This window comes from Gardnerella sp. KA00127 (genome assembly GCF_049244125.1).
Taxonomy (GTDB): Bacteria; Actinomycetota; Actinomycetes; order Actinomycetales; family Bifidobacteriaceae; genus Bifidobacterium; species Bifidobacterium swidsinskii.
The window spans coordinates 72,982-89,675 of record NZ_CP058377.1; the positions used below are offsets into that span (position 1 = coordinate 72,982).

16 protein-coding genes are annotated in these 16,694 nt (G+C 38.2%); 10 read left to right on the forward strand and 6 right to left on the reverse strand.

Going from position 1 to position 16,694, the window contains the following annotated elements; translation table 11 throughout:
• Positions 1–230 precede the first annotated feature (230 nt).
• Positions 231–800 carry a DUF3566 domain-containing protein gene (locus HXT48_RS00290; RefSeq protein WP_369827461.1) on the forward strand — a complete coding sequence of 190 codons (570 nt, stop codon included), beginning with the start codon at positions 231–233 and terminating at the stop codon, positions 798–800.
• 85 nt (positions 801–885) lie between these two features.
• Here the strand turns inward: HXT48_RS00290 and mscL are convergent, their stop codons facing one another.
• On the reverse strand, positions 886–1,296 hold the full coding sequence (gene mscL, locus HXT48_RS00295; protein ID WP_004106097.1) for a large conductance mechanosensitive channel protein MscL: 411 nt from the start codon (positions 1,294–1,296) through the stop codon (positions 886–888).
• Positions 1,297–1,319: 23 nt separating this feature from the next.
• Entirely contained in the window at positions 1,320–2,057 is a 738-nt protein-coding gene (locus tag HXT48_RS00300; protein ID WP_004109555.1) for a phosphatase PAP2 family protein, read from the reverse strand.
• A 155-nt stretch (positions 2,058–2,212) separates the two neighbouring features.
• On the opposite strand from HXT48_RS00300, the gene HXT48_RS00305 reads away from it, so the two are divergent.
• Genes HXT48_RS00305 through pknB form a run of 7 tightly spaced genes read left to right on the forward strand, consistent with a single transcriptional unit; the run spans position 2,213 to position 11,048 of the window.
• Positions 2,213–2,914 carry an FhaA domain-containing protein gene (locus HXT48_RS00305; protein ID WP_012913694.1) on the forward strand — a complete coding sequence of 234 codons (702 nt, stop codon included), beginning with the start codon at positions 2,213–2,215 and terminating at the stop codon, positions 2,912–2,914.
• 33 nt (positions 2,915–2,947) lie between these two features.
• Positions 2,948–3,484: an FHA domain-containing protein FhaB/FipA gene (locus HXT48_RS00310; protein ID WP_004109549.1), complete on the forward strand. Its 537-nt coding sequence runs from the start codon at positions 2,948–2,950 to the stop codon at positions 3,482–3,484.
• A 3-nt stretch (positions 3,485–3,487) separates the two neighbouring features.
• The gene (locus HXT48_RS00315; protein ID WP_004109546.1) at positions 3,488–5,152 is read left to right on the forward strand and encodes a protein phosphatase 2C domain-containing protein; all 1,665 of its coding nucleotides are present in this window, start codon (positions 3,488–3,490) and stop codon (positions 5,150–5,152) included.
• Entirely contained in the window at positions 5,149–6,630 is a 1,482-nt protein-coding gene (locus tag HXT48_RS00320) for an FtsW/RodA/SpoVE family cell cycle protein (RefSeq protein WP_004109544.1), read from the forward strand. The genes HXT48_RS00315 and HXT48_RS00320 overlap by 4 nt, the downstream gene beginning before the upstream one ends.
• On the forward strand, positions 6,623–8,089 hold the full coding sequence (locus tag HXT48_RS00325) for a peptidoglycan D,D-transpeptidase FtsI family protein (protein WP_004109541.1): 1,467 nt from the start codon (positions 6,623–6,625) through the stop codon (positions 8,087–8,089). The genes HXT48_RS00320 and HXT48_RS00325 overlap by 8 nt, the downstream gene beginning before the upstream one ends.
• A complete protein-coding gene (locus HXT48_RS00330) occupies positions 8,086–9,048 on the forward strand; it encodes a serine/threonine-protein kinase (RefSeq protein WP_004109538.1) in 963 nt (320 codons plus the stop codon). Before HXT48_RS00325 ends, HXT48_RS00330 begins: the two co-directional genes overlap by 4 nt.
• The gene (gene pknB, locus HXT48_RS00335; RefSeq protein WP_012913692.1) at positions 9,045–11,048 is read left to right on the forward strand and encodes a Stk1 family PASTA domain-containing Ser/Thr kinase; all 2,004 of its coding nucleotides are present in this window, start codon (positions 9,045–9,047) and stop codon (positions 11,046–11,048) included. The genes HXT48_RS00330 and pknB overlap by 4 nt, the downstream gene beginning before the upstream one ends.
• Positions 11,049–11,450: 402 nt before the next feature.
• On the opposite strand, the gene HXT48_RS00340 is transcribed toward pknB, so the two are convergent.
• Both HXT48_RS00340 and HXT48_RS00345 read right to left on the reverse strand, forming a co-directional pair.
• Positions 11,451–12,557, reverse strand: coding sequence for a class E sortase (locus HXT48_RS00340; protein WP_004109532.1), 1,107 nt, complete (start codon positions 12,555–12,557; stop codon positions 11,451–11,453).
• A gap of 45 nt (positions 12,558–12,602) precedes the next feature.
• Positions 12,603–13,358: a DUF881 domain-containing protein gene (locus HXT48_RS00345; RefSeq protein ID WP_004109529.1), complete on the reverse strand. Its 756-nt coding sequence runs from the start codon at positions 13,356–13,358 to the stop codon at positions 12,603–12,605.
• A 77-nt stretch (positions 13,359–13,435) separates the two neighbouring features.
• On the opposite strand from HXT48_RS00345, the gene crgA reads away from it, so the two are divergent.
• Positions 13,436–13,828 (forward strand): cell division protein CrgA, encoded by a 393-nt coding sequence (gene crgA / locus HXT48_RS00350; RefSeq protein WP_004109527.1) that lies wholly within the window; start codon positions 13,436–13,438, stop codon positions 13,826–13,828.
• A 63-nt stretch (positions 13,829–13,891) separates the two neighbouring features.
• Here the strand turns inward: crgA and HXT48_RS00355 are convergent, their stop codons facing one another.
• Both HXT48_RS00355 and HXT48_RS00360 read right to left on the reverse strand, forming a co-directional pair.
• On the reverse strand, positions 13,892–15,205 hold the full coding sequence (locus tag HXT48_RS00355) for a THUMP-like domain-containing protein (RefSeq protein ID WP_102155569.1): 1,314 nt from the start codon (positions 15,203–15,205) through the stop codon (positions 13,892–13,894).
• A gap of 256 nt (positions 15,206–15,461) precedes the next feature.
• Positions 15,462–16,166 (reverse strand): rhomboid family intramembrane serine protease, encoded by a 705-nt coding sequence (locus HXT48_RS00360; protein ID WP_102155571.1) that lies wholly within the window; start codon positions 16,164–16,166, stop codon positions 15,462–15,464.
• A gap of 161 nt (positions 16,167–16,327) precedes the next feature.
• Here HXT48_RS00360 and HXT48_RS00365 point away from each other — a divergent pair, with 161 nt between their 5' ends.
• Positions 16,328–16,537 (forward strand): hypothetical protein, encoded by a 210-nt coding sequence (locus HXT48_RS00365; RefSeq protein ID WP_004106126.1) that lies wholly within the window; start codon positions 16,328–16,330, stop codon positions 16,535–16,537.
• The last annotated feature ends 157 nt before the right edge of the window (positions 16,538–16,694 follow it).

The following is a 16,694-nucleotide window of genomic DNA, read 5'->3' on the forward strand; positions in this document are numbered from 1 at the left end:
GAATAATATTATTAATACTATTCCACAAAAATTTGAGAGTACTAATAAAAACTGTTCTAGTCTGTTTTTATTGGTACTCTCATTGGTATAATGACACTGATTATAGGCAAATTAATAAGAGAAGGAACACTGAGATGAGCGAAAATTTTGAGCCATCGCAAAATCCGATGAATATGAATGAGGAATCTGCAAGATTTTTGTCTAATGACACAGAATTATCTGCAGAAAAAATGGTTCCTTCTAAGGAAGTTAATTATTCAAGTGAAGAAAATAATTTTGATGAAATATCTGGTAATTCTTCTTTAGGAAATATTGTTAAAAATTCATCATCTTCTGGACGTGTTAGTGGTAGTTCCAATACGTATCGTCGTACAATTGGTGGTGCTGCTTCATCTATTTCCAATAAATCAAATGCAACAAAATCAGGACGTGTTCCGCGTGCTCGTCGTATGAGTCTTTCTTTAGTAAGAGTAGATGCATGGTCTGTAGCAAAAGTAACATTCCTTTTAAGCGTTGCAGGAGGAATTATTCAAGTTATTGCTGCAGGTTTAGTGTGGTTGTTCTTGAATATGATTGGTGTATTTGATCAAGTAACGCAGATTGTTTCTTCTACTGGTTTGGATAGTAACGGTTTTAATCTTGCAGATGTGTTCTCACTCCCAACAGTATTAAGTACTGTGACTATTTTTTCAATTGTAGAAATAATTATAATAACCGTATTATCTGCAATAATTGCTCTTCTATATAACGTTGTTGGTTCATTAGTTGGAGGAATTCACATTACTTTAGGTGACGACTGATAGTGTGAATAATTTAGCTTTGGAGAATAAAATTCCCACTGTTTACTACGAAGCAGTGGGAATTTTTTATAAGAAAAATAAGAAATTAACGTTTTACTAGTTCGTCACGAATATCTTGTAACAGTTGAATAGTTTTTTCTTCACGCTCTTTTCTTTTTTCTTCTTCAGTTTTTTCATGTTCAATTTGCAACAAATCTGCACCAATTTCACGCAATTTATTAATAGGTAAAACAATGCAGAAATAAACTGCTGTAGCAACAATAAGGAAATTCAATAATGCTCCAATTACTGCGCCAAAAGAAATTGTTGCACCATTCATACTAATAGTTAGAACACCATTAAGTTCTGGCTTTCCACAAATCATTGCAATAAGAGGATTAATAATATAATTAACTATCGTTGTTACTACTGCAGTTACTGCACTACCCATAACAACACCGACAGCCATGTCGATTACGCTGCCTCGTAAAATAAATTTTTTAAATCCTTTTATCATTAGTATTTTCTTCCTTTTATATATTATTGAATATTAGATTGTGAGTTAAAATCTAATATTTGTTCTTCGTAAGTAGATTTGTCATTATTTCTGTTGTCAATATATAAATTATGTCGCTGGAACGAGCGCAAAATTGTAACAGAAAGTAGTGGATATATAATTGCTGCAGCTAATACATCCGTAGGGAAATGAGCAGCGACAATAATACGTGAAACAGCAACTATAACAACAAGAATTGCGCTAAAAAGTAATCCAAATTGAATTGATGATGGTTTATTGATGTAAAGAATCAACATTGCCATAACGCAAACTGCTACAGCTGCTGAAGTGTGTCCACTTGGGAAACTTGGATCAGTTGGTAATTTAATATTCAAACCAATGTGGGGACGCGGACGATTTACAGCAAATTTAACTGCAAAAATGTAAATCATAGGAAGAAGCGAAATTAAAAGTTGAATTATTGTCATCTTCCAATTTTTATTTACAAATAATGAAAGAACTGCTAATAAAACGAGTATTGCTATGCAACCCTTAGTTGAAAAAACTAAAGCTAATATTTTTGAAATACTGAGAATTACAGAGGGAACACTCTTGTGGAACCAGGAGACTATGGATGATTCATAAGTGCGCTCTTTACTCGTAACTAATAGTGCTTTTCCTAAGAACGGAATAACAACTGCGAGTAATAGTGTAAAAATAGTAGCGGAATTTCTAGTGAAAACCGATAATCCGCTGTGATTACTGTTATTTTTCTGCATCATACTTGTTAAGATTACACGCACAATGATGTAAATGCACGTTGGAGAGTACGAAATAATATGTATAAAAAAGAAAATATATTAGAAGAAAAGCGTGTGGTAGTTGAACACCGTACCCGGTGACGAGTACTATGATGAACAGATAGAAAGGGTTTACCATGAGCGTGTTTGACCGATTTGAGAAGAGCGTGGAAGGTGCAATGAACAGCGTCTTCGCAAAATTCGGCTCCAAAGATTTGCAGCCAGTCGATTTTTCGAGTGCTTTGGAACGTGAAATTGACGCTGAAGCCATGCCTATTGGCAGAGATCACACAGTTGCTCCAAATGAGTACCGTTTTAAGCTGAGTACGCCTGATTTTGATCATATTGAACAATGGGGTAGTGAAGCATTAGCTAATGAGCTTGCAGATAATCTTACTCAATATGCTAAGAGTCAGCATTATGCTTTCGTAGGACCTGTAGTTGTTATTTTTGAAGAGGATTTGGAATTAACTAAAGGTAATTTCCATTTGACATCTGAATCTGTTCAGGGTAATGCTGTTCCTGTTACTACTGAGGATCAATCGCAGAATCACCCGATGCTTGAAATTAATGGTAACCAGTACTTGCTTACAAAGGATCGTACTATTTTAGGACGTGGGTCTGGTTGCGATATTGTAATAGATGATCCAGGTATTTCTCGTCATCATCTTGGTATTGATATAACTCCTGACGGTGTTATTGCTCGTGATCTTGGATCTACGAATGGTACATATGTAGAAGGTCATCAGGTTCCTGCAGCAACATTGGTTGATGGCAACACTATTACTATTGGTCGTACGCGTATTCTTTATTGGGCATCGTCTCAAGACCAGGAGTAATAAGTATTTCCGAGCTAGGAGACGATAACGCGCATGATGTTTACTGAATTAACGTTTGCAATACTTAAGTATGGCTTTTTAGTCTTACTTTGGATTTTTGTATGGTGCGCTATCCGTTCGCTTCGCTGCGATATTGAAGTATTTAGTCCTAAAAAATCTCGTTTTTGGAAGAAAAGTTCTCGTCGTAATTCTCGTGAAGCAAAGTTTTCACAAGTTATGCAAGTGCGTGAGACGCCAGTATTTGCCAAAGCAGAAAATCAAGAAAATACATCCGGTTCTCCAACTTTGTTAGTTGTTATTGATGGACCTTTGGCAGGATCTTCATTCCCATTGAACGCTGCTGGTGTGACTCTTGGTCGTGCTGCTTCTAATACAGTCGTATTAAATGATGAATTTGTATCTTCACACCATGCTCGTGTTTATTTTAATCAATCAGTTAATTCTTGGGTTCTTGAAGATTTAGGCAGCACAAATGGAACCATGATTGGTCATAATCGTGTTACTGAGCCTGTTATATTAGCTCCGCGTACTTCTGTGCGAATCGGCGCAACAATGTTTGAATTGAGGTAACAAATGAAACAAATCAATTCAAATAACGAAGAAGAAATTCAGACCGCAGTTACTGGGCAAATAGAAAAAATATCATCTATAACAGATAAAAATGATATTAAAGAAAATCGCGCAAATTCTGTAGAAAAAATACTTTTTATGTATGCTACGGCTGTCAGTGATGTTGGAACTGTTCGTAGTAATAATCAAGATTCTGCATTTGCTGGTGAACATTTAGCTGCAATTTGCGACGGAATGGGTGGTCATGCTGGAGGAGATACAGCTTCTACTATAGCGATTCGTTCTCTTGCACATATTGAACAAGATTCAAGACCGCATGATGTTAAAACTGTTTCTTCAATGATGGAAACATCGATTATGGCTGCTCATGATGCGATTGTTGGTAAAGCTAAGCGTGAGCGCCGTCTTGCTGGAATGGGAACGACAGTTACTGCAGTAACTCTTGTAAGAGGATACTGGGTTCTGGCTCATTTAGGTGATTCTAGAGCGTATCTACTAAGAGATAATCATCTTATGCGCATGACTACTGATCATAGTTATGTTCAGCATTTGATTGATACAGGTCATATTACGCCTGAAGAAGCGCGAAATCATCCTCAACGAAATGTTGTTATGCGAGTACTAGGTGATTTTGATATAGATCCTCGTCCTGATATTGCTTTGCGTTCAGCTCATCCTTCTGATCGTTGGCTTCTTTGCTCTGATGGATTGTGTGGAGTTCTTGAAGATTCAACTATTCAAGATGTGATGAGTAGTATTTCTAATCAAGAAGAATGCGCTCAAAAATTAGTATCTATGGCACTTCGTGCTGGTAGTACAGATAATGTTACAGCCGTTATTGCAGATGCAACGCTTGCACTTGATGCTGATGCATTTGATCTTCCGCATCAAACTCCACTTATTGGAGGAGCTGCAAGTAAGGATCTCGAGTCAATTGCAGATATCGTAAATAAAGCAGTAGCTTCAGCACCGGCATTGCGCGAAGATAAGAATTCACCAGCTCAAAGAGCAGCCGCGCTAGCTCAAGATGATGATAATTCTAAAAATCCAGATGAAGGAACAATATCTATTACAAGAATTGTGCAACCTTCACACATTCGTGAAGAAGTTGGAGAATTACATACACCTGACACTAATGAGATCCCTATAGTCAAAAAAAAGAATGGTAAAGTTTCAACAGATCCTCATGATCCAGATGTTGCTCGTGCTGTTAAACATGAGCAGGATGAGGCACATCGTGCTCATTCATTGAGGCGTAGATGGACTCGCATAGGCATATCTTTGGGAATATTACTAGTATTATTTGTTATTTCTGGAGTAGGTTACGGAGTATATGCGTGGACTCAAACGCAATATTATATTGGAAAAGACAGTAACAAAGTTGTTATTTATCAAGGAGTGCCAACAAATATTTTTGGTATTGCATTATCTCACAAAGTGGAATCTACTGACATCCCTGTTAATAAACTAGATAAATCTTGGCAGGATCAATTAAAAGAAGGTATTAGTTTTGGCAGCTTAGTTGAGGCTCGTGGTCATGCTTCGTTAATTCGTCGAGAAATGCGTGCGCGAGAACAAGAAAAACTTAATGAACAGAATCAAAAGAAATTAGAAAATAAAATAAATAAAAATAAAGATAACGCGAAGCAAGGGGGTAAAACCTCATGAATATGATTGCTACGCGTATCAGACAGATAGCATTGTTGCTTTTTGCAACATTGCTTTCTGGCATGGCATTTTTACAGATGTTTTTCCGTATTGACGGTTATATTTCTGCTAATTATGCAGCAATGTTGATTCTCGTTATGGCACTGTTTTTCGTATTTTGGGGTGTTCTTCTTGTTAAACAGCCATATGCAAGTCAAGCTATTTTACCTTGTATTATGCTTTTAACTGCAATTGGAACAGTTCTTATAGCTAGAATCGATAGGCAAAATAATACAAATGTTGCAATAAAACAAATGGTGTGGATTTGTGCAGCATTAGTATTATCAATTATTTTCGTTATTCTTTTGAAAGATTATCGCATTTTAAGGCGTTTTTCTTATGTGAATATGGTTATAGGCTTGATTCTTTTGCTTTCACCTATGGTTCCTGGATTAGGTAAAGAAATTGGTGGAGCGAGAATTTGGATAGGTTTTGGAGATCACACAGTGCAACCAGGAGAGTTTGCTAAGCTTTTCCTGTCATTCTTCTTTGCTGCGTACCTGTTTAATCATCGTGATCGACTTGCTGTAGGTGGAAATAAGGTTTTGGGAGTTCACCTTCCTCGATTACAAGACATGGGACCTATTGCTTTAGTATGGGCAGCATCAATGGGTGTGCTTGTTATCCAGCATGATCTTGGAACGTCATTGATGTTCTTCGCAATGTTTGTGTCAATGTTGTATGTGGCAACAGGTCGAAGAGGATGGATTGCTGTTGGGGGTATTGCTTTTGTAGCTGGATGCTTGATGGCAGTAAAGTTATTCGCACATGTGCAATATCGTGTGGATTCGTGGCTTCATCCATTTGATAATGCGGTTTATAATCGTTTCCCTGGTGGCTCAGCGCAAATTGTATCTGGATTGTTTGGTTTGGCTGCTGGAGGAACAACTGGAACAGGTTTAGGACAAGGTCATCCTTCTATAACACCGCTAGCTAATTCTGATTTTATTTATGCTTCTGTTGGTGAAGAGCTTGGTCTTACTGGGCTTCTAGCCGTATTGGTTTTGTATTTAATTATTATTGCATCCGGAATGATTACTGCAATGAAAATTAAAGATGGCTTTGGAAAATTATTAGCTTCAGGGCTTGTTTTTACTATGGCTTTCCAAGTGTTTACTGTTGTTGGTGGAATTACTTTGGTTATTCCATTAACCGGTTTAACTTTGCCGTATATGGCAGCTGGAGGTTCTTCTTTAGTAGCAAATTATTTGCTTGCATCTTTGCTTATTGTTATTTCTCACGCTGCAAATAAACCTGAACCTGCTCCTGTTTCAGATACTTTCCAATACGCTGCCTTAGCAGCGTTGCGCGAGCGTGAATTGCAAGAGCGAGCTAATACGAATACAAATAATAGTGAATATAACAATACAGATTATGAAAATAATATAGATGCTTCTGCTGTTATTTCCTCTTCAGAAAGAGGTGATAACAATGAATAAAAGTCTTAGAGAACTTTTTACTGCAGTATTGGTACTTTTTGTAATACTTGGTATTTCAAGTACAATTATTACTTCTATTAAAGCGAATGCTCTAAATTCTGATCCTCGAAATCGCAGAGCTTTATACCATGAGTTTGGAGCTCCACGTGGAGCAATACTTACATCAGATGGCACAGTTATAGTGAAATCTGAACCATCTAAAGATGCTTTTGTGTATCAACGTCAGTATTCTAACGGATTAGTATATGCTCCAGTTACTGGATATTTTTCTATTAGCCAGCGTGCAGATAGAGGAATTGAAGCTTCTCGTAATAGTTTATTAAGTGGAGAATCAGATGCTCTGTTCTGGCAAAGATTCCGTTCATTATTTACTGGAGCAACTAATCGCGGAGCTTCTATAGAAACATCAATTGATTCACGTTTGCAAAATCTTGCTTACAATCTTCTTAAAGGCAAAGACGCAGCTTTAGTTGCAATTGAGCCAAAAACCGGAAGAATTCGCGCCATGGTAAGCACTCCAAGTTATGATCCGAATGATCTTGCTCTTCACAATATTAATGAAGTAAATAAATCGTATGAGAGAATAACATCAGATGTGTCAAATCCTATGCTGAATCGTGCTGTTTCTGAGCTTTATGCTCCTGGCTCTACGTTCAAAACTGTTGTTGCAGCAGCAGCATTAGAATCTGGAAAATACAAGCCTGATACGAAAATACCTGCTGGTGCGAGCTATGTTTTGCCTGGAACCAAGACGTCTCTTACAAATGTCACTTACCAAGCGAATGGCGTTGATGGAAAAATATCTTTTGAGGATGCTTTAGCATATTCGTCTAATACTGCTTTTGCTCAATTGGGTAATTCTTTAGGATCTGACGTAATTGTAAAGCAGGCAAGAAAGTTTGGATTCTTCGATTCGCTGCCTATTGATGGTTCTGATTCTACTGGATTCCCAATACGATCCGTGAAATCTACTTTTTCTATTAAGCCAACTCCAGATAGACTAGCTCTGGAATCAATAGGTCAAGGTGATGCAAAGGTTACACCTTTGCAAAACGCTATGATTGCGGCAGCTATTGCAAATAATGGAACATTGATGAAGCCTACTCTTGTTGATTGTGTAAGATCTAGCGATTTGTCAGTATTGTCACAAACTAGACCAACCGTTATGAACCAAGTAATGAGTAGTGACAGTGCATCTAAATTAACTTCTATGATGCAGGCTGTTGTTACAAAAGAAAATCCTAATCTTGCTTTACCTAATATTCATGTTGCGGCTAAAACAGGTACTGCACAGATTGGAATGTATAATCAAGCTGCTAATGGTTGGGTTATTGGATTTGCTCCTGCTGAAAATCCTAGAATAGCTATAGCGGTTATAGTACATAACACAAGTACATTTGGTAGTTACGCGGCAGGACCTATTATGCGACAAGTGATGGAGGAGGCGCTTAAACAATGAAACTCGTTGAAGGACAGTTAGTTCATCATCGTTATAGACTTGATCGCCGCCTTGCTCAAGGCGGTATGGGAGAAGTTTGGAAAGGCTTTGATATTCAACTTGGGCGAATTGTTGCCATTAAGGCGTTACGTACAGATACCGTAAACGTTGAAGCAAAATTACGTCGTCTTCGTGCTGAAGCGCATAATTCAGCAAATTTAGCGCATCCTAATATTGCAGCATTATTTGACTATTATGAGCACGATGGTATTGGATTCCTAATTATGGAATATGTGCCAAGTAAATCATTGGCAGATTTGTATCATAAAGAAAAAATAATTGATCCTACCAAGTTACTTCCTATTCTTATCCAAACAGCTCGAGGACTTTTTGTAGCTCATTCTCATGGCGTAATTCATCGCGATGTAAAACCTGCAAATATTATGGTTTCTGATACTGGCAATGTGAAAATCACAGATTTTGGTGTGTCATATTCCAGTGACCAAGAACAGATCACTCAAGATGGCATGGTAGTTGGAACAGCTCAATATATTTCTCCAGAACAAGCACAAGGTGAACAAGCTACTGCACAATCTGATATTTATTCGTTAGGTGTTGTGGCATATGAAGGTTTGTGCGGACATCGTCCATTTACTGGAGCAACGCCGGTAGATATTGCTGCTGCACATGTTAATGATCCTGTACCACCTTTGCCAGAAAATGTTGATTTGCAATTACAACAGTTTATTATGTCTATGCTTGCAAAGAATCCAAAAGATCGTCCAAAAGATGCATTAGTTGTGTCGAAAGTATTATCTCGTATTGAGCGCAGACTGCTAGATCAAGAAACAGCCTTCAACAATACAACAGGAGTACTTTCTACAAATTTGCGACAACGAAGATGTATTAAAAGTATGCCGCAAAACCAAGTAAATATTATTAATATTTTTAATACCAATGATCGCAAGGAGCAGCAATGAATACCACAATGCCCACCTTATTAGCGAATGGTCGATACGAATTAGGGGAGCTTATTGGCCGCGGCGGCATGGCGGAAGTGCGTGTTGCTGTTGATAAGCGCTTAGGTCGTACAGTTGCTGTGAAAATCATGCGTTCTGATTTAGCGAACGATGAGATTTTCCTTTCGCGATTCCGCAGGGAAGCGCATGCCATTGCGCAGATGAACAATCCTAATATTGTGAATATTTATGATTCTGGAGAAGAATCTGTTATAGCAGAAAATGGCTTAGAAGAGCGTTTACCGTATCTTGTAATGGAATACATTAAAGGTAAAACATTACGCGATATTCTAAAAATGAATGGAGCTTTAAGTCAGAGAGACGCTGAACAAGTTATGCTTGGCGTGCTCAATGCTTTAGAGTACTCACACAGAATGGGTATTATTCACCGCGATATTAAGCCTGGAAATATTATGATTTCCGAGCAGGGCATGGTGAAGGTAATGGACTTCGGCATTGCTCGTGCTCTTGACGATTCTGCAACAACTATGACACAGTCTCAAGGTGTTGTTGGAACAGCACAATATTTGTCTCCAGAGCAGGCTCGTGGTGAACAAGTAGATATGCGCTCTGATTTGTATTCTGCAGGGTGTGTGCTGTATGAAATGCTAACTGGACGTCCTCCTTTTATTGGAGATTCAGCTGTTGCCATCGCATATCAGCATGTTTCAGAAGTGGCGACACCTCTTAGCACACTTGTTCCAGGCATGCCTGCTATGTGGGACAAGATTTGTGCTAAAGCAATGGCAAAAGATAGACAAAATAGATATGCCACAGCATCAGAGTTTAAGAATGACATTCTAGCGTTTATGAACGGCGGAGTGCCTGTTGCAGCAGCGTTTAATCCATTGACTGATTTAGCTAATATGAAGGCGCGTAAGCAGGCTGAACAGGATGCTGCAACTATGGCTATGGGCATGACAGATGGTGCTGCAACTCAATCGTTTAATCCTATTACTGGTCAAGTTGAATCTGCAAATATTGCATTTTCTCCTAGCACGCGCGCGTCACAAAGAGCAACAATGCAAGCGCAACGTCGTAAACGAGTAGTAATCGGATCTATAGTTGGAGTATTAGTAACAGTATTAGTTCTTCTGGGTGTGCTGTTTATGCTCAATCGAAGTCGTGCTACTGGAGATGTTGTAGTTCCAACATTTATGGAGACAACAACGCAGGATGCTGCTCGTGAAAAGTTGCGTGCACTTGGTTTGGTTCCAGATATTCGTGAAGATGATCATTCTTCTCAACCTGAGGGAACTTTTACTAAGCAATCACCGCGTGGAGGTGAGCATGTTGCTTCTGGATCCAAGGTGACTGTATGGTTCTCGGTTGGACCACAATCAACTCGCGTGCCAGATGTAAGTGGTAAAACGCAAGAAGCTGCTCGTAAAATGCTTGAGCGTGCTGGGTTTAAGATTGCTAATGTTCGAGTAGAAGATAGTGCAGATATTAAGAAAGATCATGTAACTCGCACAGATCCTGACGCAGATTCGTTTGCTGATAAGGGTACGTTAATTACTTTATATATTGCATCCGGTTTAACTAAAATTCCTGACGGTCTTGTTGGTCAAAGCAAAGACATTGTGGTTAGCCAATTAGAGAATTTTGGTTTTACTACGGATGTAGTTAAGGAAGATTCAGATAATGTGCCTGAAGGTTCTGTAACTCGACTAAATCCGTCGTCTGGTTCCTCTGTTAAACCACACAGCTCTATTACTGTGTATGTTTCTCAAGGTGCTTCGAAAGTTGAAGTTCCTAGTATAGATCTTGGTACTGTTACCTTCAAACAGGCGAAGAAAATACTTGAAGCAAAAGGTTTGAGAGTAGTATCTGATTCAATGGCAAAAGATGACGATATAGTCATGAGCATGTCTGAGGAAGCAGGAAGCAAGGTTGAGAAGGGCAAAGCGATTACATTAGTTACACGTCCAAGCCTTGGTTCTTCATCTGATTCAGACTGATTTAGATTTGTATTAGATTAAGTCTGTAAAAAATAATGTATATGCTGCTTGTTCTACAAGAAAAGTAGAACAAGCAGCATTTTTGTATCTCTAATGTTTGTATCTCTAATAAAATTCGTATATTACTTATAAAAATTGATGCGTGAAAATAGATCTGCATAAATAGACTTATATTAGGTTGCAAAGTATGTGATAAAACGAAAAAATAGCTGTTTAAGATATGTTTGTTTATTTAGACATAGTTTTACAGCAATGCGTTATTTTATGTGTTTCTATAGGCTTTTATTTTATTAATATAAACAAAAGGCGACTGCGCTTCATACGCAATCGCCTTAAATGTTTTTATTTTGTAAGTTTTAAAGCAATCGTAAGAATATTTAAAACTTACTACTTAACCCGTTATCATACAGTTGTTGAGTAATTAGACATCTGCTGAAGGAATGGAATTGTAGATGCGCCCCAAGGGAAAATCCACTGGAATAATGCTAATACAATGAAGAAATAAATCAGAATCGAAAGAATCCAACGAATCGCTGTAATACCTGGTTGTATGCGCAAAAGACCGCCAAAAATGCTTGCATCAGGCTTTTTCTTTAATCCAGAATGAATAGCGCGAAGTTCTGGCCATTGCCAAGCAATTGCTCCTGCTACGAAAATCATCATATACACTAATAAAACAACCACCATAACTGGCACTAGTGAAGAAAGACGAGAAACTAGAGATTGTTGCTCATTGTTAATAAACTTCACTTTTCCTTGCTCATCAATAGTAGAAAGTTCTTTTGGAATGCCATCGCTAATCTTTGCCCAATAAGCGAATTTTGCGTAGCTAATCCAGCGATGAGTTGCAGCAGTATACTTAGGTTCGCACGTTGTAAGAGTAAGCATACGTTTTGTTGGTTTCTCACCAGGATGATCAGGATTTGCATCAATAACTTCACCGTGATCTGGTGTAACAATCTTGTAAGAAGTGTACTTATAGACGAACCAATAATCCTTTGTGCGAACTACTATTGCGTCGCCAGGCTTCAGTAAGTCTACATCTCCCAATGGCTGACCATAACCATTTCGGTGACCTGCTACTGCAAAATTACCTATTGCACCAGGCATTTGTGTGGTTGGATAATGACCTAAACCACGCTTGCTTAAGATGTCTGGCGTAATGCCTTCTACAACATTTCGTTCCCACTGATTTCCAAAACGTGGTATGTATAAACGAGCTACAAGGTCTTCAGACTTTGGTTTGCTTAAAGCAGGTGGGTCAGTATTCTGTGGTAAAGCAATCTTCGTTTTATCACCAGTTTTTGGGTTTTGCCAAGATATTGCTTGACGTGCCTCTACTTGAGTGTGCTCAGCCTGCTCTCCAGTCCACCACATTTGCCATGCAATGTACAATGCGCAAATAACTGCAAAAGCTATCAACAGTTCGCCAATAATTCCAGCGGCTTGCCACCAGAAATTCGAGCTGCTACGCTTCGTTTTTCCTTCCTGCATATTAGCAGATTGCATAGTGTGCTACTCCTTTATTGATGTATGAAGACTTTGCAACATATTTTATTTGTTTAGCACTTTAGGAACTGTTGCGTACCTTAATGGTTGCAACAAAGCCGATGCTTCAGGGAATCGCAGATTATTCTTTTTCTCCACTTTCCATCCTAATCCAAACGAACTTACATACTCCTTGTAGGTGTGTATGGCTGGTGAATTGTTTAGAGCATCAACCATGCTATCCATTGGACCAATAGCAGATATTTTATACGGTGGCGAGTACTGATGACCTTGCAACATAAGAACGTTACCAATACAAACAACTGCGGAGTTAAATAATACTCGCTGATCCTGAATAGTTATTGCTTCTGCTCCGCCGCGCCACAAAGCATTTACTACAGCTTCAATATCTTGCTGGTGGATTACGTAATCATTAATGGTTCCGGATGTTCCGGAACCATTAACTGCGCCTTTCCATAGAGGAGAGTCGTTAAGAGTTACAACAATTCCAGGTCCTTCAAGTTTTGGAAGTACGGTACTACTTCCAGTATCAGAAGATTCTTTTCCTTCACTAGTGCTGCTACCAAGCGTTTTATTAAGTAAATTAATTTTAGAATCTAAAGATTTTATATCTTCTCGTAAATTTTTTGTGCGCTGTGAATTTCTTTCAACCATTTGACTCGTATTAGAAGTCACAAAAGCAGAGCGGTTTACGCGCAAGTTAAGAACGAATAAATAGCCGGTAAGAAATACTGCAACGGCAACAGCAAAACTGCTTAACAGCGAGTGTTGAGCACGATGTTTCCCAGTTCTCTTAGCCATATTTTATCTTCATCCTTCACGCGTTCGAGTGTAACCACTATTATAGCGTGTAGCCGATTGATTGGAGAGTTACAGTTATGGCTGATGAAGAATTGCACACGACTGCAGCTGACGACGCTGCAAAGAAGAGCGATACGTCAAATGAGAATACTTATGGCGTTCCTATGGACGAAGTTGAAGCAGTGTTGAATGCTACTGCGGATAAAGCAGCGCTTTCTCCACAGATTCAGCAAATGATGCAGAGACAAGCTGAAAATAGGCGACGTGTCGAAGAAAGCATTAAAGGCACAAAAGCTAATGCTGCATGGTTTGTGCCGCTGTTCTGCACATTAATGGTCGTTGGATTAATTTGGGCTGTTGTTTATTATTTGAACCCTGTGCTTCCAATTCCTGGAATTGGTGCATGGAATTTAGTTATTGCATTAGTAATAGTAATGACTGGATTCATTATGACAATGTGGTGGCGTTAGTCTGTAAAACAAACTGCTTAATATGTTTTAAAAGTAGTTATGCAAATATTGCGTAGCTACTTTTTATTTTGTTGCTGCTGCGGCGCGAATAAGTATATGATTTTTATTGCTATCAGTTGTTGCAATAATTCTTGTATTTCCGCCATCTTGTAAGTTTAATTTTTTGCGCAATGCTTCTACAGGTATTGGAAAGTTACGAGTAACAATATTTGCATGAGTAATATCAGCAAAAGTTTGTTTTATTTCTCGTTTATTCATGCTGCATATATTTTCAATTTTCCATATTTTTCCTGGAAATTCTGAGTAGTATTCTTCCGATACGTAAACATGACTATTCGCACTGATTTGTTGTATATTGTATTGAGTTTCTAACAATGAAAAACAGCCAGCTTTCATGATTGCTGCATTTGGCTCATAAACGTATTGCGACCATTCTTGCCAGTTATTTATATCTAAAATTTTATCTTTTTTATTATTTTCTTCTCTATTATTTAAAACATTTGACCCAGGCTGTATTGATACCTGATTTGTTGAAGTATTGTAAGTTGCTTGTACAACAGTTATCTGATCATCGTTTGCGCAATATACTGGTACTTTTGTGTGCTGAGAGTTGCTGAGTATTATCAATAGTTCCTTGCACTCGTTACTATGTGCGACTATATGTACGGCTTCTACATTGCCACTAAAATCGCTAACTGTTTTGTGCCAATCAAGCATTGGAGAAAGTTTAATAATCACTATTTCTGCTTTAGTGAGCAATTGATTTTTAAGATCTAATACGTTTGGAGTGCAATCTTCAATAGCGTATGTGCGAGATCCTTGTTTGTTACGACGAGCTGGATCGACGTATATTATCGTTGACTTAGGAATATTTTTGAGTGCATCAAGACTATTGTTGTTGTAGCATTTTACGTTTGTAATACCAAGTGCATTCATATTGTGATGTGCAATGCTAGAAAGTTCGTTTTGCTGTTCAATACAAATAGCAGAATCGAAAACTTCAGACATTATTGCGCAATCAACGCCAAAGCCGCCAGTAAGATCCACAAGTGTGCTACTAAAATTTTCTGAATTTAATTTGTTGAGTAATTCTTTTGCAACATTTGCCTTGTATTGTGCTGTTGATTGAGAAGAACACTGTTCCATAGAAATATGCGCAGGGTATATAACTTCGTTGCAGGAAGCCCATTTTGGCAGTTTTTGTTGCGCGATCTGCCTACCTGCTATTTGGTTAATTGCAAAAGGTATGTCGATATTTGCGTTGCGTGGTGCTTTAAGAGCAGCTTTGCTTGGTGACAATTGTGCGTTTTCTTTAATAAAAGTGAGTGTAGAAGCGTTTGCTGGTTCGATTGTTTTTGGAACTTGAAGTGTAGGCATGAATCTCATTCCTTGTTGAGGTGTAGAAAATTTTAGAGCAAGTAAAGATTAAAATTATGTAGTCGATAGTTTAGTCCACAAAAAACTTAAATTGTGGATAACTCTTATACACTTGTGCACAGGTTCAAAAAAGGCAAGTTATCAACGTTTGTGATTAACTATGTGGATAACTTATATAGTTGTCACCAATTTAGGCACAACTTATACACAATCCTGTGCACATTGGTGGAAAACTACACACGTGTAATTTAACAAATTATGCCTTCAAACAAAACATTGCACAAGCAGTGAGAATAGCAAATAGTGATACAAAATATACTAAGAAACGCGTATTAAACGAAGCTTTTTTAAGTAGCGGATTTTGTACTCCGAGCAATGCTGCAATTGCGGTACCAGAAACTAAGCCTCCAACGTGTGATTGCCAAGCGATATTAGGCACAATGACTGGCATAGCGAGAGTAATAGCAATCCAAATAATTGTTCCTCGCATGTTTTCTCCTAGTCGCCATTGTGCTACGAGAAGTGCACCTATAAGCCCCATAATAGCTCCCGAAGCACCGTATGAAGCAACGAACCAATTATTAGTGAGTTTGCACCATACAATATCAGCTACGCTTCCACCAAAGCCGGATATTAAATACAATCCAAAAAACTTCCATTTACCGAAGAATCGTTCTAATTCAACTCCGAGCGACCAAAGACATAGCATATTGAAGAAAATATGGGTTAAATTTGGTGCGTGAACAAACATTGATGTGAACCAAGTCCAAGGTGTTTGTAACGCAGTAATTGGAAGAAACGCAGTATAGCTTATTAGAGTCGAATAATAATTTGGATATGCAAAGTTCAGTATCATTTCCAATATCCAAATAAAAATGCATGAATATACTAAAATGGCTGTGGTTGTGTTAAAACGAAGTCTTATATTATTTAAAATATTTTTAATATCAAAGTTGTGCATATGCTTATGATATCGGTTTTACTTCACAAATTTAATCAATAACATTATTTAAAAAAGATGCAACTCTGAAGAAAAGCAACTATGATAGTTATTACGCGACAAAAAGCGGTATAGATTGTTGACTTGGACGAGCAGGTCAGCTTAACCGGAAAGGAGCCATCATGGAGAACAGATCCTCTGGCGGTTGGAAGTTCTTTGCACTGCTCTTCGGAGCACTGCTCGCAGGTATTGCTGCGTTGTATGTGTACAAGCAGCATAATCCTGATTATGACCCTTGGGAGGAACCATGGGAGAACAGTTCTTCGCCAATTGACCTAGGGTTAGAAAAAGAAGAGAAAGAAGCTAACGATACTCCTGCCGCCGAGGCATAAGTGACATTTGCTTTATACAGTCCAAAATAAAGGCGATTGCGTATATTCGTAGTCGCCTTTATTTGTAATTACTAAAGAATTGTTGCAAACAAAAGCGTTTGTCTTACATGCAATTTAACTAAAATCTACACAAAAAGGCGGAAACTGATTAACAGCC